At 31.4% G+C, this 21,690-nt stretch carries 16 protein-coding genes; 2 read left to right on the top strand and 14 right to left on the bottom strand.

Features of this window, described 5'->3' with window-relative positions; translation table 11 throughout:
• The first annotated feature begins 4 nt into the window (after positions 1-4).
• Positions 5-2,107 carry an elongation factor G gene (locus AC15TD_RS03770; protein WP_484450807.1) on the top strand — a complete coding sequence of 701 codons (2,103 nt, stop codon included), beginning with the start codon at positions 5-7 and terminating at the stop codon, positions 2,105-2,107.
• A 21-nt stretch (positions 2,108-2,128) separates the two neighbouring features.
• Positions 2,129-2,509 (top strand): hypothetical protein, encoded by a 381-nt coding sequence (locus AC15TD_RS03765; protein WP_484450806.1) that lies wholly within the window; start codon positions 2,129-2,131, stop codon positions 2,507-2,509.
• A 716-nt stretch (positions 2,510-3,225) separates the two neighbouring features.
• On the opposite strand, the gene AC15TD_RS03760 is transcribed toward AC15TD_RS03765, so the two are convergent.
• From AC15TD_RS03760 to AC15TD_RS03695, 14 genes are all read right to left on the bottom strand, one after another.
• A complete protein-coding gene (locus AC15TD_RS03760; protein ID WP_484450805.1) occupies positions 3,226-5,436 on the bottom strand; it encodes an efflux RND transporter permease subunit in 2,211 nt (736 codons plus the stop codon).
• A gap of 205 nt (positions 5,437-5,641) precedes the next feature.
• Positions 5,642-6,964: a B12-binding domain-containing radical SAM protein gene (locus AC15TD_RS03755; protein ID WP_484450804.1), complete on the bottom strand. Its 1,323-nt coding sequence runs from the start codon at positions 6,962-6,964 to the stop codon at positions 5,642-5,644.
• Positions 6,957-8,327 (bottom strand): B12-binding domain-containing radical SAM protein, encoded by a 1,371-nt coding sequence (locus AC15TD_RS03750; RefSeq protein WP_484450803.1) that lies wholly within the window; start codon positions 8,325-8,327, stop codon positions 6,957-6,959. Before AC15TD_RS03750 ends, AC15TD_RS03755 begins: the two co-directional genes overlap by 8 nt.
• A 52-nt stretch (positions 8,328-8,379) precedes the next feature.
• Positions 8,380-9,384: a hypothetical protein gene (locus tag AC15TD_RS03745; protein ID WP_484450802.1), complete on the bottom strand. Its 1,005-nt coding sequence runs from the start codon at positions 9,382-9,384 to the stop codon at positions 8,380-8,382.
• The gene (locus tag AC15TD_RS03740) at positions 9,384-10,466 is read right to left on the bottom strand and encodes a hypothetical protein (protein ID WP_484450801.1); all 1,083 of its coding nucleotides are present in this window, start codon (positions 10,464-10,466) and stop codon (positions 9,384-9,386) included. Before AC15TD_RS03740 ends, AC15TD_RS03745 begins: the two co-directional genes overlap by 1 nt.
• A 12-nt stretch (positions 10,467-10,478) precedes the next feature.
• Positions 10,479-11,621 (bottom strand): hypothetical protein, encoded by a 1,143-nt coding sequence (locus AC15TD_RS03735; protein ID WP_484450800.1) that lies wholly within the window; start codon positions 11,619-11,621, stop codon positions 10,479-10,481.
• 712 nt (positions 11,622-12,333) lie between these two features.
• Complete coding sequence (locus tag AC15TD_RS03730) at positions 12,334-13,485, bottom strand: DUF7486 family protein (protein ID WP_484450799.1); 1,152 nt, start codon at positions 13,483-13,485, stop codon at positions 12,334-12,336.
• A gap of 492 nt (positions 13,486-13,977) precedes the next feature.
• A complete protein-coding gene (locus AC15TD_RS03725; protein WP_484450798.1) occupies positions 13,978-14,757 on the bottom strand; it encodes a hypothetical protein in 780 nt (259 codons plus the stop codon).
• Positions 14,758-14,864: 107 nt separating this feature from the next.
• Complete coding sequence (locus AC15TD_RS03720) at positions 14,865-15,701, bottom strand: hypothetical protein (protein ID WP_484450797.1); 837 nt, start codon at positions 15,699-15,701, stop codon at positions 14,865-14,867.
• A gap of 722 nt (positions 15,702-16,423) precedes the next feature.
• Complete coding sequence (locus tag AC15TD_RS03715) at positions 16,424-17,533, bottom strand: hypothetical protein (protein ID WP_484450796.1); 1,110 nt, start codon at positions 17,531-17,533, stop codon at positions 16,424-16,426.
• A gap of 44 nt (positions 17,534-17,577) precedes the next feature.
• On the bottom strand, positions 17,578-18,276 hold the full coding sequence (locus AC15TD_RS03710; protein WP_484450795.1) for an ABC transporter ATP-binding protein: 699 nt from the start codon (positions 18,274-18,276) through the stop codon (positions 17,578-17,580).
• Between the two features lie 4 nt (positions 18,277-18,280).
• A complete protein-coding gene (locus AC15TD_RS03705; protein WP_484450794.1) occupies positions 18,281-19,498 on the bottom strand; it encodes an ABC transporter permease in 1,218 nt (405 codons plus the stop codon).
• Between the two features lie 2 nt (positions 19,499-19,500).
• Positions 19,501-20,721: an ABC transporter permease gene (locus tag AC15TD_RS03700; RefSeq protein ID WP_484450793.1), complete on the bottom strand. Its 1,221-nt coding sequence runs from the start codon at positions 20,719-20,721 to the stop codon at positions 19,501-19,503.
• Entirely contained in the window at positions 20,721-21,491 is a 771-nt protein-coding gene (locus AC15TD_RS03695) for an outer membrane lipoprotein-sorting protein (RefSeq protein ID WP_484450792.1), read from the bottom strand. Before AC15TD_RS03695 ends, AC15TD_RS03700 begins: the two co-directional genes overlap by 1 nt.
• Positions 21,492-21,690 lie beyond the last annotated feature (199 nt).

Raw genomic sequence — 21,690 nt, 5'->3', positions numbered from 1 at the left:
GAACATGAAAATATTTGACGAAAAGCACATTAAAAACATTGTTTTAGTAGGGGCTCATCATAGTGGAAAAACCACACTTTCTGAAACCATGCTGTTTGAAGCAGGTCTTTTAAAAAGGCGAGGCACTGTAGAAGACAAAAATACGGTTTCGGACTATCATCTTATAGAACAGGAGCGTGAAGCGTCTATTTATGCAACACCTATGCACACAGAATGGCGTAATTATAAGATAAATATTATAGACACACCTGGTTTAGATGATTTTATTGGTGAAATAATTTCTTCTATTCGAGTATCTGACACGGTAGTTGCCGTAATAAACGGACGACAAGGTGTTGAAGTTGGGACTGAGATTATATGGAATTACATTGATAAATATAACAGACCTACGCTTTTTGTAGTTAATCAAATAGATCATCCAGAAACAAATTTCGAAGATAATTTTAAAAGTATAAAATCTTTAGTAGGAAATAATGCGGTTCAAATCCAGTTTCCATTGGTTGTTGACGGTGCTCAATGCATTATTGATGTTTTAAAGATGAAAATGTACAAATTTGGGAAAGAAGGAGGGAAGCCTGAAAAACTCCCAATTCCAGATAGCCATGTTGAAATGGCTAATTCATTGCACAATGAGTTAGTCGAAAAAGCAGCCGAAAACGATGAAGAGTTATTAGAACTCTATTTCGATAAAGGCACGCTCAACGAAGACGAAATGCGACAGGGAATAAAGGCTGGGATGTTAAACCACGAATTATTCCCTGTTTTTTGTGTCTCTGCTTTAAACGATATGGGAACGGGTAGACTCATGGGATTCATTGATAATGTTGCTCCTGCTGCTTCAGATTTAAAGGCCGTACAGAGTTTAGAAGGTGATGAAATTACCTCAAGTACATCGGCACCAACTGTTTTATTCGTTTTTAAAACATTATATCAACCTAATTTAGGGCAAATTACCTTTTTTAAGGTAAAATCTGGTGAGATTAATGTCAATGATAGATTAACAAATTCGAGAGCTGGTGAAACTGAAATCATCAATCAGTTATATATCATGGATGGTAAAGAACGGCATTCCGTATCAAAACTAACGGCTGGTGATATTGGAGCTACTTTAAAACTAAAATATACAGAAACCAATGATACCTTGTATAGTGGTAAAAAACAAATTACCATTAAAAGCATCCAACATCCTGCATCTAGAATTACTAAAGCTATTTTTGCTGTTGATAAAAACGATGAAGAAAAATTAAGTGACGCGCTTAAGCGTATTAATAGCCAAGATCCAACCGCTGTGGTTAAATATTCGAAAGAATCAAAGCAACTACTTTTAGGATGTCAAGGTGAATTACACTTAGCTACTATAGATTGGACACTACAAAATGTTTATGGCGTAAGTGCAAAATTTGAGCGACCAAAAATTCAGTACAGAGAAACGATACAGCGTTCATCAAATGCAAGTTATAGACATAAAAAGCAATCTGGAGGATCTGGTCAATTTGGAGAGGTTCATATGAAAATTGAGCCTTGGAAAGAAGGAATACCTGAACCTGAAGGGTTTAATTTAAGAGGAAAAGAGGAGGTTGATTTACCTTGGGGCGGAAAATTAATTTTTTATAACTGTATTGTTGGAGGTGTTATCGATCAGCGGTATTTACCATCGGTTATGAAAGGTATTCTAGAGGTTATGGAATCTGGTCCATTAACAGAATCCTATGTACGAGATATTAGAGTCATGGTATATGATGGTAAAATGCACTCGGTAGATTCTAATGATATATCATTTAAAATTGCTGGAGCGCATGCTTTTAAAGAAGCATTCTTAAATGCAAATCCGAAATTACTGGAGCCAACAAATGAGCTTATTGTAAAAGTACCAGAAGAAATGGTAGGGCAAGTAATGACCGATTTACAATCAAGGCGAGCTGTGATTCAAGGCTTTGAAAACAATAACAATTACCAAATTTTAACATGTCTGATACCGGCAGATGAATTGTATGGATATTCTACTGATTTAAGATCATTAACGCAAGGTAGAGCAACCTTTGCGAGTAAGTTTTTATCTTATCAGATGGTACCAGCACATGTACAAAGTGAATTAGTAAAAAATTAATAATATAAATTGATGAAAATTATGCATACTAAAGTATTATACCTAAGTGACCTTAAATTCAATTTAGAAACATGGAAACGTGAATTAAGATTTCATTTTAATGAGATGGATACGTTTCAAGAAAAATTGGAAGAAATAGCTGAACGCGAATTTGGACAAAAAGCATTAAAGCCTTTAGAGGTTTTTCAGAATCGAATTATGATTGAAAAGGATGCTATTAAGAAATTACTTCATAGAATCAGAAATAAAATGATAACCATCAACAGAGTGAATTTTGATGAAACCATAGATGGTAGATTGCAGAATGAACAACATTCCTTGCGTGAAGATATGAAAGATTATATAAAATTACATTATGAGTTTAAGGAGGAAATGATGATTTATTTTCTTGAATTTCTATAATTTTTAATACCCTAACTAAACTATATTTTGAGAGACCATAAATTATTTTAATTATGGTCTCTTTTTTATAAAATATTATGCTCCCTAGAGTATGGGATTAAATTTTCTATTTTACATAATATAAATTATAGTACAAATACTATCATTGGTATTTTATGAGAGAAGTCCATTTGATAGCTATAATGTAGTATTATGTAAAATATCCCAGAAGCATTCGTTTTCATAAGATTAATTGGAACTTGGGTCATTAAACTAATAAGCGGTTTGCTTCGCAGAGTTTAAAAAACATTTGTATCTATAATTAGCCGTTATGTAAAATATCCGCTAACAAGCGCTCTATTGTTATATAAAATCAAATTGCTCTGGCAATTTATTTTAAACACAATTATCCAACGGTTGCCAACGCCAAAATAAAAGCTAACCTTTTTGCTGTTATTGAAATTTTAACGTATATGAATAATTGTGCAACATATTTTTTTTACGCAATTCTCGTAAGCTTGCCAAAAGAGCTTAAATTTTAAAAAAATAAGATTCTAAGCACTTATTCTATTCTCGATACTATTTATTCTTTTTTAATTACAACTATTAATATTATGTAAAATAGAAATTAAACAATTGAACTCTTGAAGGTTTTATTAAATCTTTTTTACTTGATAAATAAAGTAACAAGAAAATCAAGACTGCATATAATTTTGGAAACAATTACGACACGTGTTTTACTTTTTAATAAAACGTATTAAAAAAACAGGTAGTAAGAATAGGTCAGCTATTAATGCGGTGAGAAGCATAATAGCAAGAAGAAGTCCTTGGTAGAAGACTCCTTTCATATCTGAATGTACTAATATAATAAAGCCAAAAAATAAAATAATAGAAGTTGTTATTATCGCCTTACAAGTTTCTTCTAAAGTTATTTTTATTGCTTTTTTTACGTCATGACCCTTACTCAGTTCCAACTTAAATTTACTCAAAAAGTGAATCGTATCATCTACTGCAATAACAAATCCAATAGAAAAAATAATTGCAACGGAACCATTGAAAATTATATCTGTTAAACCAATAATAGCAGCAACAACAAATAGAGGAAGAATATTTGGAATCAATGAGATAATTACCATTTTTAAATCCATAAACAATAGAAACATTATTATACTAACTACAATAAAGGCAAAAGAAAGACTCATTAGCATATTGTGTATTAAATAATCATTGCTTTTATCAGTTAGAAACATAGAACCCGTGATGCGAAATTTTAAATTATTGTCCGTTATGTTATCATTGATCCAGTCATTAGTTTGTTGATTAAGGTGTTTAATTTTAGTTGTTCCTATATCTTTTATCCTTGCAGTAATTCGTCCTTTTGTATGTGTGGAATCTATAAATTGACTATATAATTTTCTATTCAACTTTAATGCGGCTTTATCATATTTATTTATTTTAGACTGATTTTCAGAAAGGATATACGCGTTTGAAACGCCGCCATTATATATTCTATTCATTGATTTATAGATTGAGACAGGAGAATAGACTTGCTTAAAATCGAGACTATCTTCAAGATAAGATTGAAGTTTATCAATTTTATTCAAAATGTTTATGTTAGTTAAAGAATCTCCATCAATTGTACTGACAGACATCTCAAATGTTCGAACACCTGATAAGTTTTCCTCAAAAAAAATGAAATCTTTTTTTAAAGAAGTGGTATTAGAAAAATTACTCAAAATAAAATTATTAGTGTTAATGTGTAATAACCCAAAAATGGAAACAACAAATATTATAGCAGTAACTATCAATATTCTTGTTGGAAATTTGAGAATCGTTTTATATATTTTATCTAGTATTTGAGATAAAACAGAATTTTCTAGTTTATGATTTTTACCAATTGATTTAGCTTTAATATTATGGAGTAATGCCGGAACAAAGGTTATTGAAACTACAAATGCAATTAAAACTCCAATTCCAGCTTCAATACCAAAATTTCTAAATGCTTTCATAGATGATATAGCTAAAGAAAAGAATCCTATTGCTGTTGTAAGAGACGTAATAAAGATGGTTATTCTTAATTCTTTAAAGGTTTCTGCAATAGCTTTTTTTCTTTCCAGACCTTTTGATAGTAAATCCTTATATTTCGATAAAATATGAATTAAATTTGATACACCTACAATCAGCATAATAGTAGGGAAAATAGTGCTTAAGACGTTTAAGGGCCTGCCAAATAACCCAAGCAACCCATAAAGAAATATCATTGAAATAATTACTGAAATAGCAGGTATTAATACGCCGGCTATTGATCTAAAAATAATAATAAGAACCAATACAATAACAATTGAGGAAAGTATTATATTGAATTGTAATTCCTTACCAATCATTCGAAAATACCTTGTTTCATAATTCCAGCCACCTGCAAAATGTACTTCTTCAAATGAATAATTTTCTAAAAGGGTATCTAGATTGCTTATTAGATTATCCTTTGATTTTTCATCAATTGTAGGATCGGTTTCAAGGATTACTGTTAATGTCTTTGAGTCTTTTGAAACAAACCAGTCATTAATATTTGAATTCTTTGAAATCCTAATGCTATCTGCTATATATTTTGTGCTGTCCTTATAGTGTAGAAAAGGAAAGCTCATAATTCCCATAGGTGAATTAATATAATCCTTATATGTTGTAATAGAATTTGCATTAATTACATGAGAAATCCTTTTGCATTTTAGTGTAAAATCGTGAATCTCATGGAGTAGTTTATAGTCATAAATTCCTTTTTCACTATGAATGGCAATCATTAAAATGTTTTCATCTGATTTAAATGATTTTCTAAAATCATTATAAAAATCTAAATCGGAATCTCCTTCTACAAAAAAGCTTTTTAAATCGTGCTTTACATAAAGTCTAGGAATGAATAGGAAAGAGATGATTACTCCTAATATAATCAAACTGATAATTATTTTACTATACCGGATAATTAACATTTTTTCAAAATTGCTTAATTTATCATAAGGTCTTCTTGCCAGAGAAAAAATTGACTAGGTATAATATTCTTGAATAAATTTACTGAAAAGAATGTTTCTTACCCAGTTTGTTGTTTTATTGTATTAAGTCATAGGTCCATTTCCAAATGTCACCTTCTCTTTTAAATGATTAAAATATGTTAGGTGCAACTTTTTTCTTTACATACATTCTATAATGAAGGTTTATTGCAATTGAGAACAATAGCATAGGTATGTTTTTCCAAAGCTGTTTGTTAAAGAGGGTTCTGTTAATGATACTTTTGAATGAGAAGATTTCATTGTTCAACCACCAATACATCTCGGTTACTTCTTTTGGAGTCATTTTTTTTGGAATGTGCATGCATTCGGTACCGTCAAATCTTTTAAAATCCTCACTAATCAGCCTGTTTTCTTTTCTCATATCACTGTATAATTTTGTCCCCGGAACGGGAGTCAGTATATAAAATCGGGGAATTGCTATTTTATTCTGATTGACAAAATCGGCAGTGTCTTTAATAGATCCTACTGTATCATAATCGGTTCCAATAATCATTTCGGTGCTAACTGTAATCCCTGCCTTAAAGAGAACTTTTATACTGTTTTTATGATCGGATGCTTTTAACCAGGGTTTGTTTACACTGTCAATAGATTCCTGTAAAATGCTCTCAACACCAAAAGACATCAAATTGCATCCCGATTTTACAACTGTATTTAATAATTTAGGGTTTTTAGCCAAACTTAAAGTACACTGGCTTGCCCAATTCATTTTTAGAGGTGTTATTTTCTCACACAATTCCGTAAGATATTTTGGATTAGAAATAATGTTATCATCGATTAAGTAAAACCTATTGAACCCTAAACGTTTTACCTCTTTAATATCCCGAATTACATCGTCAACAGGTCTAGACATATATTTACCCTTATACAAACATGCTATTGAGCAAAATGTACAATGGTATGTACACCCTCTTCCCGCCTGAACCGGTAGCATATTACCTATCTTTTTCTTCATAATTAATTCGTATTTTGGTATTGGTAAATTATCTAAATTGTCGATAGGATTATCATATATTGCTTTTAGAGTTCCAGTCTCCTCGAAATCTTTCAACATTAATGGGTATGAAATTTCTGCATCTCCAATGACTATTGTGTCTACATAATTTTTTCCTATATCAGTAGCTATCGATACCATATATCCACCCATAACTACAATCTTACCTTTTTTCTTGAATATTTCACCTATTTCGAAGCCTCTAAGTGTAGAAATTCCCATGCTGCTAATCGCTACAATGTCTGCTTCAGACTCATAGTTTATTTCATCTACAACTTCGATGTTCAATTCTATTTCCCAAGTGTCGGGTGTATAAGCTGCAAGTAAAGGAAATGATAAACTGGGAAGATTAATTTTGTTTTGTTTACATAGATTTCCATCTTCGGCATATTGCGTGGGTTGTATGAATAGTATCTTAGGCATTTTGTTCTGTTTCTTTAATTTTTATATTGTATTGTTTTGTTATACGAACACTTCCCATATACATTTTGTATAGCATCTTTATGCTATATGTTTTTATATACATCCAAAGCACTTTTGGCTGAAATAAGATGGAATTATAAGCTTTTAGTATTTCTCTATAATAGTCAGGAATAGATAGTTTAGTTGGTCTTATAGAAACATGGGCTAAATCCCATAAATCGTACTCCTCTGTTTTTATAACCATTTGATCGTCGGGATATGAAATCTCGGTCGCTGGCAAAGGCGTTAATGGTTGCAGGTTTACATAATGTATGCCAAGTTTTTTGAGGTTTATGACCATGTTTTTGAATTCTGATTTTCCCCATTCAGGTGAGACAATTATAGTAGCATAGACGTCGATATTATTTTCTTTTAGAATTTCCATAGTTTTTTTATAAATGTTTGAATCTGTTTTTTTATTGTACAAATCCAATTCTTTATCAGAGAAACTTTCAAATCCAACAATTACCGTATTCAACCCTATTTCGGCTAAATCCTTCATTGTTTCGGGATTTTTCACTATAAAATCCGCTCTACCATAAACAATATAGTTTTTCTTAATTCTTCGTTGTTTGATATTTGATGTAAATGCTTTAAGACGTTTTTTATCAATTAAGAAATCATCGTCAACTATGTAGATTGAGCGTTGCTTTATATTCGAAATTTCTTCAATAACGTCATCAATAGGTCGTTGATAAAATAAGTTTTTTGTTATAACCCTGCAGAAGCAAAACGAACACTTGTAAGGACAGCCGAATGATGTTTTTAGAATAGTTATATCGTCATGAAAGATGTAGAAATATTTTTTTCTGTATTTGTTTGCATACGCTCTTGCAGGAATAGGCATATAAAAGTCAAAATCTGGTAATTCAATCTCATTTACATTTTTATTTGGTTTTAAAACACCTTTAGGCAATTCAGCTTTATTTTCAATATGATTGAGAAGAGGAGTAAAAGCTCTTGTAGCATTTCTAACTACCCTATAATCTATGACATCAACATTGAAATCTTCAGGAACAACTTCACAATGCACTCCCCCCACTATTGTTGATATATTTGGGTCAATGTTTTTCGCTTTTTCGCAATAGGAGATTATGTTGGAAACATTTGTGATGTAACCTGTAACACAAAGTACATTGGGCTTATATTTTTTGATGAAATATTCAATAGACTCTTTTTCAATCATCATATCAATAATCTCCACTTCATCTTCTTCCCTTTTCAATGCAGCTAACACTTCGAGTTCAAGAGGCTCAATTATCATTAGATGTTGTAAGCCAATTGTTCGTGGTGAAGGACGTGGATGAATCATTAATATTTTCATATAATTCGGATTTTAATTTTTTATTCAAGTATACTTAACAAGAATTAAGCTCTTAGTCCAAGTCCTCTTTAAATACTTTATTATATTCCAACTTTACCTTGTATTCTATGTGTGTTATTATCTTTTTTAATAAGTAATTGAAAATATAATTACTGTGAAAAACCTCCATATAGAGTGTTTTAGGCTTTCCTCCCATTCGTATTTTAGGAATTTCCGCAGTCTGACCTAAATCAATAATTTTGGCTTTGTCTTTTATCGATTTCTCAACTATATTATAGAGTAATCGCAAATATGTCGAATTGTCTTTATTAAGCTTATAATCTATTCCTCCAAGAAAAAAATAAGTTTTTGTTTTGATGGTTAATGTAATATACCATCCTAATAAGCTATCTTTTTTCTTAATAGTCGTAAGTAAAAAATTATTGGGTAAGTTTTTGAAAAAATCTAAATTCAACCTTTCCAGTTTGTTATTACTTTTATTGTAAACAGCTAGATACTGCTTGTGCATTTCTTCATCAAAAACAGAGCAGCTAGAAGATTCAATATTATAGTTAATATTTGAATTTAGTTTATTAATTCTTCTTCTGTAAGGGTATCGAAGTTTTGATTTATATTTCTCTGTATTTTCAAATTGATTTTTGAAAATAATTGTTGGTAGAGTTTTTCCAGAAGCTATGTTGGAGTTCTTGTTTTGTGTTTCTAAATTCAAGAACAGAATTAAGCCTTTATTTTCTTTGTATAAATGTTTTTTTAAGTCTTCTATGTATTCTTTATTACCAAATATTCCCGTAGAAGATACCGAAGCAGGAATCCCAACTATATTTGTTTTTATCGGACTTTTGATCCTTAAAAAAGTAAATAAGTCTAAATGTAAAGAATACATAATAGCGGCTGAAACAAGTGTATTTTCATTGTATAGCATATAATATCGCTGTTTACAATTATTATAGGTCTCAGCATGTCTCAAGAATTCTATCGTTTGAAAATATGAATCACTTATTTTATCCCACTCTTTGGGAAGGTCCTCAGGTTTTTTTATGTATTTAATTTCTATCATTAAATAGCTGTTTCAAAAACTGCAAACTCACGATATGGTTTTGGTAACTTGCCATAGCATCTTTGGTAAACACGTGTCACAAATGCTATTGATGCTTTATTTTCTTCGAATATAAACCCACCTTCAAAATACTTATATCCCTTCATTGCTGTGAGACCTTTATCTATTAAAGCTAGTGCAACTGGACTTCGTTGGTATTTGGGTGTTATTCCAATTTCTGTAAATCGGAAAGTCTCAATTGATGGTTTTATTCTGTATTTAATGACATCAAAGATATTTAAATCTCCCTGGCTTGAAATTAAGTTATTAAAATCAGGATACCATAGAAAAAAGCCCGCAGTTTCTCCGTTTACCTCTGCAAAAATTAAGTTTTCGTTATCCAGTAAATGACTGAAAGGAGCAAAAAGTTCCAAATCTTCTTCAGCCTCTCTTCTTGCCCAATAAGGGTGCTGTGTAAATGTCTTGTTGTTTAATTCGGTATAAATAGCACTTTCTTTTTCTATATATTTCTTATTCATAAATCGGACAGTGAGTCCATCTATTTTTCGAAAGGATTTATATGATTCTGCCCACTGACTGTAAATGTCCATACTAAACTTATAACTTACCATTTTACGAGGTGTTAAGTCTTTAAAATAGTCGGCATAATAATCATTATTATACGGCATTCCAAACAATGGAGTTTCGTCAAATCTGTTTAATAATATCCCAGCACCATAATTAAGATGTCCATTTAAACCCACAACAATTTTGTATGTTTTAGGGAAGTGGAGTTTTGCACATTTCTTAATTATAGAAAAGATATCACCTAGACCTTCATGAGCTTCAAAAAATGAAACCTGAATATAGTCAGGAAGATATTGGTCGTGAATAAGAGCAAATCGTGCAATTAAGTTATTTTGATCCCTAACAACAAAGGTTTTTATAGTAGCGTGTTTAGAAAATGCTCCAGAAGATTTTAATAGTAGCTTTTCGATACTGGATCCCGTTCCTCTGTAATATTTATTACCTTTGTAAACTTCCGATCCTACTTTTTTAAATATTGAAAAGTCTTTTTTTCTATTTAATAATTCTACCTTCATAATATTGTAATATTAGATGAAATATTCCTCAGGCTTTTCGAAACCTAAGAATTGTGAATATGACGATGAAGAATAGGAACCGGAATTACCAAACACCAACATATCACCAATTTTAATTTTTGATAGGTATATGTTTTTTCTAAATATATCTCGTGAATAGGTAGAGTTGCCATAAATGATAGAAACGTGTTGTTCTTTACTGGTTAAAACTTTGCCATTTCGAACAACGTATACTGGATGAAGAGCTAAATCAGGATACATTAGTGGTCTTGGAAATTGAACTATAGATGCGTTTACACCAATAAGAACGGAATTGTCTTTTTTCTTAATATCGCTAACATTACAAACGAAATACCCTGAGTTTGCTCCAATAATTCTTCCTGGTTCCAATATAATATGTAAATCTCTATCTAGATTTTTAGAAGCAACTTCCATTAATTTATTCAGTTGTGAGCTATACTCTTCTATATCAAAAGTATTTTCTCCATTTTCTGAAACTCCAAAACCACCCCCAAAATTTAAAGAATTCAGATTAGGAAAATATTTGGCAATTTTGATAAGTGCAGAATAACAGTTCATAAAATATGTTATATCTGTAATGTCTGTGCCGACATATACATGAATACTAGTAATTTTAGATTTATCTGTTATTTGTTTAATTTCTTCAAAGCTAAAACCAAGTCTGCTTGTTTTACCAATAAACGACCCAGCATGATTTGAATAAGGTTTTATACTATCTCCTATATTACATCTAATGCCAACAGATGTATCAGGATTTAGTTTTGACCAACGTCTAAGCTGCATAGGAGAATCCAAATAGGTTTTTATTCCGTTGGATTTTATAGTTTTCATCGTTTTTTCGGTCATTGCAGATGCAGTAAAGATTATCTGATGTCCTTTGTAACCTACATCCATTACCTGTTTTAGATGCCACATAGAATTCACAAAGACATTAGTATTTTCTTCTTTTATTATTCTCAAGAAATCACTATTGATGTTCGCCATAGTGGCGAAGTGTATGGTTTTGTTTTTATAGGATATATTTTGAAATGTTCTGCAGTTCTTTTTTATCTCAGAACTATCGTATAAATAATAGGGTTCGAACTCTTGTTTGTTGTCTTTTGTTATAAAAGCGAGTACATTATGTAAGATCATAATTTTTATATTTATAAAATTAAGATTGACATTTTGCTTTTTTTTTGTTTAATGTACTTTGTATGTTCACTATGTTTGAGATAACAAGAATGTTTGCTCACAAGTGTTTATTTCCATTATATATAACTAAAGAACTTATAGATATAAAAAATAAAATTACTTATAATAAAAGAAATTTAAAATGATAAATATCATATTCCATATTTAGAATTTTAAGAAAAGATTAATAGAATTCTAAGCTATTTTTTGATTTAACTAATTTTAATTGCTGTAATATTATTTATAACAATTATCCATTCCACATACATTCAACTACTCTCCTATCGTCGTTTCGTAAAAAGCGTGTTCCATTTACATCGTAAAGGGAAATTATAGAAGAAAAAAATAAAGAAAATAATGTATTGAACTTTCCCTTTTGCCAAAGCTCAAGTTACATAACAAGGTACATTATAGTACAGAGGTATAGTAATTTCTGTATAGCCGTATTTCAGGCTATTTACACATAATTGTAGATATAGTTCCTTTAGGTCTATAAAGTGTTTTTTTTAAGTAATACTTTTGTTCAATGTCTTTAATTACCCATTCAAGTGCTTCATCTTTACCGCTTCTATATTTTAGCCAATCTGGAATAATTACTTTATCAGGCTGAACCCCTTCTCATTATAAGGTATCACCGAAAAATCGAAGAAGTCAATTTATGCTATAGAGCCACTTATTGATTAATAGCTTTTAAATGAGCATATACTGGATGTCCTTGTACTTTCATTTCTACTTCTCTATCAAAAATCTTAACACCTTTTACTGCATTAAGTTTTCCGTCTGGAGAAAAAGCTTTAATACCATAAAATTCGCCATTTTCATTTATAGCTTTAACATGAATAATATTACCAGAACGACTAATGCCTTTTACATCTAGTTTAACATTGCCATCAGTTAACGCTTTAATATCGTAAATAGTACCGTCTGTTCCAATAGCCTTAATAGGTGCATATTCGTCAGTACTTTGCATTATTTTAACTGGTAATTCTGCCCCCTCTACAAAGGCCTTAATATTCATAAAACTATGTTGTTTAGAATCTTGTGTTGCTTTTACATCAAATTTATTGCCTTCAGCATCAAAAGCTTTTACATCTAGGTTTTTACCATCAGCAGTTACCGCCTTAATATTCCAGATAACTCTTTTAAAGTCATTTTTATATATTCCTTTCTTTATATTTTTTTTAGGCATTTCAAAGTCATCTTCATTATCAGATGGATGCATTGCTTTGACATGTGCATGGATACTTAGGCCTTTTAAAGTCATCTCTCTGTCCTGTATATTAATCTTAATTCCTTTAATGTCATTAAGTTGTCCGTCCGGTGAAATAGCTTTCACTCCATAGAAATCTCCCTCTTTAGTAATGGCTTTCATAATGACAATATTTTCAAATCTAACAACTCCTTTAACATCCAGTTTTTCTCCTTCTGCAGTTATTGCTTTAATATCATACGAAACGCCTTCATTATTAATGGCTTTAACAGGTACATATTGATCATCACTTACCAACACCTTAACAGGTAATTTCTCACCATCTACAATAGCTTTTACATCTAAGAAGCTAGTTTGATCGGAGTTCTGAATTGCCTTTATGTCGAAAGATTTTCCTTCTTCATCAAAGGCTTTAATATCTAAGCTTTTTCCATCTGGATGAATGGCTTTAACATTCCAATAGATATCATTAGCTTTTACAATTTCCTCTGTTTCAGTTTTACTCGTTTTATCTTTTGAAGGACCATTATTACAGGTCATTAATAAGAATAAAAATCCAATAATAAATAAATTATAACAGATAGTTCTAATAAATGAATGGTTTGAATTTTTCATAATTAATATTTAGCTTTTGAATTTTCTAAAATTAAAAAAAAATGATACAATTTTTCATGATATTAGTCATGAAAAAATGCATCTATATTGTGATTCCATTGCGCTCTTACGTCGTTTATTAATTATCTCATATTTTATTAATAGGAATTCATGAATCTCGCACCTCGATTTGGTAAAAAGGTGTTCAATTAACTTTGTAGAAGAAACTTTTAGAAAAGGTTTTTTGAAGAAAATTACGTTAGCATCCTTTGCTTTGGAAAAGCAAAGGATGCTAACACAAAACAATATAGTACAAATATGTTTATAGTTTAAAACGGTGTATAGCTGTTGCTATTTAATATAACATCAGATATTGGCCGTAGGACTATATGCTATCAACCAGATCGAATTACGGAAACTAATTATAATCTACAGGATAATTAAAAGTTCTCGCGTATGTAAAAGCTATTTTATTAGAATGCTTATTAATATTCGTAGATTTATTGTTATTTATTACAACACCAAACCATTATCTAACCAACGCTGCAAAAGGGTATCATTATGAGAAATAGCCACAAGATGAAATTTAGTAAAACTCTTAAAAACTCGTGATTCTTTGAGAGTTTCCATACAGACCGACACTGGAGAAAGATAGTTGGAATGGATTAGAAATAGTTTACCTTCACGTTTTAAAAGAAATCCCACATGCCCATCGTCAAAACCTATAAAATAGAGTCCCTCTTTCGTTAAGCAATCAATCTCTTCAAAGGCTTTTTCGGTTGTGTCCTGAACAATCTTGTTAATTACCGAGCCACAACTAATCATTCTAGCCTCATCAATAGGTGATTTTTTAGCCATTGTATATCGGTTGAGATTTATACCCATATCTCGCAAAGTGGTTGATATAAAATAACCACATGCAATTTCACCATGGTTAGGTATAGCTGTATGGCCCTCAAAACTCCAAGGAGTACCGTACCAATGAGGTATAATCTTATCTACTAATTGATTGGTAAAAGCTGTTTTAATGTTATCAAAAGATATAGTGCCCAACCTAAGGTCTTCTTTTAAACGCAAACGAAGTTTACCAGAATCTATTTTGGTGCCGGCATAAGAAATGGCAATACTATCTAAATTTTTTTTAAACTCAAAAGTTATACCTTTCTTAAAATTCATAGTTTCCTCCATAAGCAAGGACTTTTCAGGAACAAGTTCATACACTGCCACCTTGTCTATTTTAGGTGGTATTTCGTTTATAAATCCTAAAGAGAATAGTAGCGAATAAAATAACATGAAGGGTTTTTATAGATTTGGAAGCCAAAATACATTATTCTAACGTATTAGATAAGAAGTAATTACATTAAAAATGTTAAAATTGTATTTTACTACAGATTTGTCCTCTAGATACTAAGATTTACTGCCCACCAAACTTGATAATACCGAGGCTTTATAGGTCTGCTGCTTTGAAAACCTTGATCGGCAATTTTAAGCCCTATAATTTCATTTTTTTCATTACACACATAGCTTATAAAAATGAACGAATGTCCATAAGAATCAAGTTTTTTAACATTTACGCCTTTGACTACCTTTTCATAATCTTCTTTATACCGCCAAACTTGCATGAGTGCTCCAGGTCTTAATTGGCCACTCCAAATTCCTAATGAATCAACCAAAGTACCCATACCGGCATAGGCAATAGCACCTGCATTACCTTTGCCCCTATATGTTTTTGGGAGGCTTCGCCATCCTTCATACGTGTCTGAAGCGGAATCGTAAAGCATATTAAACACCTGTTTCGGATTATAGAATTTTGATGCCATACTATCTGGTAGATCTTGATAGAGCAAGTGACCGTAAATCTCTTCATAAGCTTGTTCAAAACGACCTTTACTTACAGAAAGGCAATGACCACTAGGCTCCTTGTTTTCGCTGTATAGGTAATTTTCTACTATCTTATCAGCCACCGGAGTTTTAATGTCTAAAATATTAAAATTTGTAAATTCTTCGGCTAAAATAGCCTGTGATACAATTTCGTTTTCTTCTGTACTAGTAACGATTTGTGTCAATGAATTTTTAGAATTGGGAAGGATTAGTGATGTTAGCTCTAGTTTTTCGCTAATATAGTCATGATTATCTAAATTATAATCTTGTTCAGAAGTTGCTGTATTGCCATTATTACTACTATATACATGTGTAGCATTTTGATCCAACCCTAAAAGGTTTGTTTTCTGCTTCATTTTTTTTGTCGATGAACAACCCAATAGCATAAGGGCTATAAGAACTTTAAATGCGGAGTAAGTAATAGACTTCTTTAGCGATATTTTTATTGGGATGTTCCTCATTTCTCAATCTTTTATTCACGTTTTTTAGATTGGCTTAACGGGTTGTAGTAGTTGCTATAGCTTGGTATTATTCCACCTATTACGGCAACTAATTTTAAGAATTGAAAATCAAAGCTAGTTGATCTTATGGCAAAAAGAAATGATGTTTATCAGTCTAAATGAAAAGTAATTTTAAAATTATAACTATAAAAAGTAATTATTGAAAATAAATCATTCCACACACATTATGCCTCCCTCCTACGTCCTCTCATAAAAGGAGTGTTTACTCGTTTCACTCCTATTTAATAAATAAGGCTCATGAATTTTGAATGAGTTTGTCTAGTGCCTAATCTCATTCTTCGCTTTAATTAACATTACAGAAGAAACTGTAGTTAGATAAAACGCTAGCTGGCTCATTCGCTAAAAAGGTTTTACTAGACCTTTATTTAACGTTCTGCCATGCTTTTTACCAAATCGAAGATTCATGAGCACAATAACATCAAATAAATTTATTGCGAATAAAGCTCAAGAAACATAACGCGGTACATTATATTACAAATTATGACAATTAGTGCTAAAGCTTTTTTAGCAATATTTGACATAATTAAAGAAATTACATATCATTATTTATATTAAATTCAAAAACTCCAGCGCAGTCTCACAAAAAGACTATTCCCTAAAGTCTGATAATTTTCAAATTCAAAAAAAGATTGCCCTGTGAAATTAAGTTCCCAGTTGGTAGCCACTGAATAATCAAGGGTTGGCATTATGATGACGGAATGATTGGTTGGTGAGTAAATAGTGTTTATAGTGCCCCTAAAAATTGGTGTAAATTCTTTAGCCAGTTGCAGAAATCCTGAATATTTATAGGGCATTAAATATTTTGCACTTAAATTGGTATGTAACAAATACCCCATGTTACCAGACGCCTCGGCTGCACTACTATTATATAAAACAGAGCCATTGATGTACAATCCTTTTTTAAAACCATAATCTAACGATATCGCTGCACTCAACGCATTTTCTGAATCAACATAAGTTTCATAAGGCACAAAATAAGAGACTTCTCCTTTAAAACCAGCATTTTTTAAGTTTCCAGCCCAACCGGCTCCAATAACCCAATCTTTTTGATAAACACCTGTAATAAGCTGTATGTCATAAGACTCTTTATTAAACTTATACATTGCTGCTACTATTTTATCATCGTCACTTTCCCCCTTTTTTGCGGCTATTTCAATTTTAGTGAAATCATCTAAATAATATTGTACTCTTAAAGCATCACTGCCAGGACGTTCTTCATAATCAAAATCTAAAAAATTATAGGTATTAAAGATATCATTCGGATTCCAAATTAAATTCATTCCCCAGTTAACACGCTGTCTTCCTAAGGTAATATCCCAATCTCCTTTTGCATAATTAATTAAAGCCCTGTCAATGGTTGTATTGAAAAGGATGTCTTTGTTGTCGATTATATTCCAGGAAAGATTCGTAATCCCATGGTCTTGAGAAATGAACTTTGAAAAACCGAATATATTTTTAACATTGTCACCGTAAAACAGCCTGTTTCTAAATTCTAACCTAACAGTAAGTTTTTCCGTAGGAATATATTTAAAATTCAATCTGTTGTGCAATAAGGTCGTCCATTGTAACTGTTCTAAGCTGTTAATAAAGCTGAATTCGTGTAGATTTTTAACATAACCAGACAGCACTAACTTTTCCTCCTTTTCTTGGGCGTATATAGTAGTCAAAGTGATTAGTAACAGATATGTTAAAAACAACCTTTTCATAATGATTAGGTAGGTACTTGCTCAGCATCTGAATCTATTTTGCCATCAACCAATGTTATTACTCTTCTTGCTTTTTTAATTACTCTTTGGTCGTGCGTAGAAAACAAAAAGGTTATTTTTTCTTCTTTATTCAGTTTTGCCATAATATCCAGCAAATTATCAGCAGATTTCGAGTCTAAATTTGCTGTGGGTTCATCTGCTAATATTATTTTTGGCTTAGAGGCTAATGCTCTTGCAACCGCTACACGTTGTTGCTGACCTCCAGATAATTCACCTGGTTTACTGTCTATTTTATCTTGAAGTCCCACTTCTTCTAGTAATACTAATACTCTTTTTTTACGTTCTTCTTTTGATATATGTTGCAACTGCAATACAAAACCTACATTCTCTTTTGCGGTAAGGACAGGAATTAAATTAAACGCCTGAAATACAAACCCAATATTATGTAATCTGAAATCTATTAACTTGTTCTCTGATAACTCTGTAACTTCTACACCATCTATAATGACGCTTCCTGCTGTTGGTTCATCTAATCCGCCCATCATATTCAATAAGGTAGATTTTCCTGAACCAGAAGGCCCAACTAAAGCCACAAACTCTCCTTCTTCTATATGGACATGCACATTTTGAACAGCATGTACTGGAATTGTTTTTGGGTTAAATGTTTTACTCACATTATGTGCATCTATAATTGTTTTTGCCATAACTTTAAATTTTACGTATTGCTTCTGATGGATTTAATTGTAGCGCTTTATAAGCTGGATAAATAGCCGATAAAATGGTTGTTATTAAACACATTATTACAATAATCTCATACTTTTCATGCTCTAAATCAGGATAAATCATAGAACTGAATCCGTAGGATGATAAGCCTTCAGAAAATATAGAAATATTAATTCCAGTTGTTCCTAATACTGTAACGGTTAACCATCCAACTAACAGACCAATTGGGCTACCTATTACTGTTAAATAGATTGTTTCCAGTATAATCATTATGAATATTTTACGCTTATTCAAACCAATAGCCATCAACATTCCGAGCTCTCGAATGCGCTCCAAAACAGACATTAACATTGTATTTATAATGCCAAATGTTAATGCTAAAAGAATAATGCCGCTAATAATGTAGGTGTATAAATTAAATGACTCTATAATCATGCTTAACTCTGGCGAAAGCGCTTTCCAATCTTCAATTTTTCCTTTAGGCACTACTCCGACACTGAGCTTTTTAATGGCATCTAATTGTTCTTCATCTTTTACCAATATAGCTATCTCGTTACTTTCTGATGATTTTAGCGCCAATAGTTCCTGCAAGTATTTTTGTTGCACATATACATTTACTTCGTCTAACGAAATGTTTTTAGATCTGTAAATTCCGCTAATTCTAAAGGCACCTGAAACGATTTCCGAATTAACATTGGTAAAGGTTAAAACCACTTTACTTTTAAACTTAACTTTAAGTTTTTTTGCTAATTTTTCTCCAATGAGAATTTCATTTTGTTTTCCTGAATCAAAATATGCGCCTTCTCTTACATACTCATTCAATCTAATTTGAGTAATTTCTGAAGCAGGATTGATTCCGTAAATCTTCACACCACTTGCTGTTGTTGGAGACGTGATCATTCCTATGGAAATAACGCGAGAACTTACCGAAGCAATGCGATCATCAGATTGTAATTGTTTTACAATCTCATCCGTATTTGTGATAGTGAATTTAGAATCATTCTCCTCATCAAAAGTTGGATGATGAATTTGAATGTGAGATAATTGTCTATAAACAGATTCATCAATATTGTTTTTATATAAACCCCAAGCAAAAGACATAATAAAAATACCTGCCCACACACCAATAATAATAGAGCTTATTACAACTAAGCTTCGGGCTTTATTACGCCAAATATTTCGCCAAGCAATTTGAAACAACATAATTAACTAGTTATAGCTTCAACAGGTTTTAATTTCATCACTTTATACCCTGGATAAAAGGCTAATAGAATAGATAATAGTAAAACGATTAAAGTTTGAATAATAAAAATTTTCTCATGATTAGAAAAGTATATAATGGATTCTATACCGTAATCTTCATAAACTTCTTTCAGTTCTCCAGTAAAATGAACGGGATGTATGGTAAACCATTTTATTAACAGTACACCTGCAATAACACCTGTAAAACAACCAATTAAGGAAATCATAATAGATTCTAATAACAGTACCAAAGCCAGTAAATGCTTTTTCATTCCTATAGCAATCAAGATTCCTAACTCGTGCTTTCGCTCAAAAATCATCATTAACAACGTACCAAATAACCCGAAAGAAATGATAAAATACAGGATGCCAATAATAATATTATGTCCTGTACTATCTGCTTCGATAAACTGATCCATTTCTGGCATCATTTCTTTCCAACTCATTACTTCATAAGTGTCAGAATCTATTGATTCTTGTATAGACTGTTTTAGTTTTTTTAAGTTTTTTGTTTTATCTAACATTACCGAAACGGATGTTAACCTATTTTCGGCCCCATGCATGTATTGTGATTGTTGCAAAGGCATATAAACCACATTATTATTCAGTTCTATTGCTCCTAGTTTTATAAGGCCTTTTACTCTGTACTTTGCTGATGCACTACTTGCGTGATAACCTTGACCTAACAGCACCAAAGTATCATTCACCCTTAATTTTAATTGAGATGCTAAACCTTCGCCTAAAACAACAGCATTTTCATTAATGGTTTCAATGTATTCTCCATCTATAATTTTTTCGTGAAGGTTGTTGACCTCCTTTTCTTTGGCAGGATCTATTCCTAAAATAAGAACACCTTTTGTTTTATATGTATATGATGCCAGTGCAAATGTTTGCAAACGCGGTATTAAATGAGTAAAATTTGGGTTTTTAAGTAAGCCCTGATACAATTGTTCATCTTCTTCAAATGTATTATCAATAGATTGCTCATCCCAATACCCTTTTTGGTGGATTTGCAGGTAACCGGAGGAATAACTCACCACGTTATGAATCATATTATCATAAATACCATCGGTTAACGAACGAAAAATTATAGCCAGTAACACGGCGAAAAATACAGAGGTAGCGGTGATGATTGTTCTGCGTTTATTACGCCATATGTTTAACCAAGCTAGTTTTAATAACATTATTTTAATTGTTTCATATTTCTTGTGGTGAAGAAATTATCATTAATGGGCACATCAAAAACGATAGCATTGTAAATGATAACTGTACTATTTCCCTTTTTATCAACTGGGAACATTTCAATTTTAGACGTTATTTTTCTTCCACCTAATTCTTTTATATCACTGGAATTCATAATGTTTACTAATGAGCCGTCTTCATCATAGAATTCAGCTTTTAACTGTAAAAAATCTGCAGTATCTATCCAGACAATTACCTTTTCCCAAACAATCGCGGCTGATGGCTTAGGAATCATTTGAATCTTATAACATTCTTTATCTAAAACCGTTTCTTTACCTAACAAGGTATGGTCATAATCCATTACCGAAGAGGCTTCTTTTACCAAATCGTCATTGGTAAAGTCGCTTCCCATCCAACTTTGCGACATCATAGAGGGTGGTAATTTGATGTTACGCTCGATAGTCGGAATCCAGTTCCAAACCTCTTTTATGCGTTTTAAAAAAACAGTGCCCTTTTCTTTTGCTGGAGATGTAACTAAAATCATAGAATAATCATCACCCTTAGACCAAGCTTTCATAGTCATTTCTCTACTCCAAGTAGGTCTGATTATTTTAATAGTAATAGCCGCTTCTGAAGTTTTACCACGCATATTATCATCAGCTTTCTTAACAATATCTGTTGCTGAAAGATCTTTTTGACCGAATGCTATTATCAAAGGCATTATGAAAATGATAATGCTTAAAGTAAATTTTAAGAATTGTGATTTTTTCATAACTTTAAAGTTAATTAGCCTTATTGTTATGCGAAATGATGTTTATCAGTCATTGAAATAATTAGACAATTATAAGTATTCATAAATACCATTCCACAAACATTATGCTTTACTTCTGCGTCTTCTCATAAAAATAGTTTTTACTCGCTCCACTCCTATTTAAGAAATAAGAGCTGGTGAACCGTAAGCGATTTGATTA

The sequence above is a fragment of the Yeosuana sp. genome (assembly GCF_057126245.1).
Note: the sequence above shows the minus strand (reverse complement) of the source record. Positions and strands in the feature narration are given on the sequence as shown.

Excerpts from the sequence above, each read along its gene's own strand:
- AC15TD_RS03770 (WP_484450807.1), top strand. The coding sequence starts at position 5 with ATGAAAATATTTGACGAAAAGCACATTAAAAACATTGTTTTAGTAGGG.
- AC15TD_RS03765 (WP_484450806.1), top strand. The coding sequence starts at position 2,129 with ATGCATACTAAAGTATTATACCTAAGTGACCTTAAATTCAATTTAGAA.
- AC15TD_RS03755 (WP_484450804.1), bottom strand. The coding sequence starts at position 6,964 with ATGCCTAAGATACTATTCATACAACCCACGCAATATGCCGAAGATGGA.
- AC15TD_RS03750 (WP_484450803.1), bottom strand. The coding sequence starts at position 8,327 with ATGAAAATATTAATGATTCATCCACGTCCTTCACCACGAACAATTGGC.
- AC15TD_RS03745 (WP_484450802.1), bottom strand. The coding sequence starts at position 9,384 with ATGATAGAAATTAAATACATAAAAAAACCTGAGGACCTTCCCAAAGAG.
- AC15TD_RS03740 (WP_484450801.1), bottom strand. The coding sequence starts at position 10,466 with ATGAAGGTAGAATTATTAAATAGAAAAAAAGACTTTTCAATATTTAAA.
- AC15TD_RS03735 (WP_484450800.1), bottom strand. The coding sequence starts at position 11,621 with ATGATCTTACATAATGTACTCGCTTTTATAACAAAAGACAACAAACAA.
- AC15TD_RS03730 (WP_484450799.1), bottom strand. The coding sequence starts at position 13,485 with ATGAAAAATTCAAACCATTCATTTATTAGAACTATCTGTTATAATTTA.
- AC15TD_RS03725 (WP_484450798.1), bottom strand. The coding sequence starts at position 14,757 with ATGTTATTTTATTCGCTACTATTCTCTTTAGGATTTATAAACGAAATA.
- AC15TD_RS03720 (WP_484450797.1), bottom strand. The coding sequence starts at position 15,701 with ATGAAGCAGAAAACAAACCTTTTAGGGTTGGATCAAAATGCTACACAT.
- AC15TD_RS03710 (WP_484450795.1), bottom strand. The coding sequence starts at position 18,276 with ATGGCAAAAACAATTATAGATGCACATAATGTGAGTAAAACATTTAAC.
- AC15TD_RS03705 (WP_484450794.1), bottom strand. The coding sequence starts at position 19,498 with ATGTTGTTTCAAATTGCTTGGCGAAATATTTGGCGTAATAAAGCCCGA.
- AC15TD_RS03700 (WP_484450793.1), bottom strand. The coding sequence starts at position 20,721 with ATGTTATTAAAACTAGCTTGGTTAAACATATGGCGTAATAAACGCAGA.
- AC15TD_RS03695 (WP_484450792.1), bottom strand. The coding sequence starts at position 21,491 with ATGAAAAAATCACAATTCTTAAAATTTACTTTAAGCATTATCATTTTC.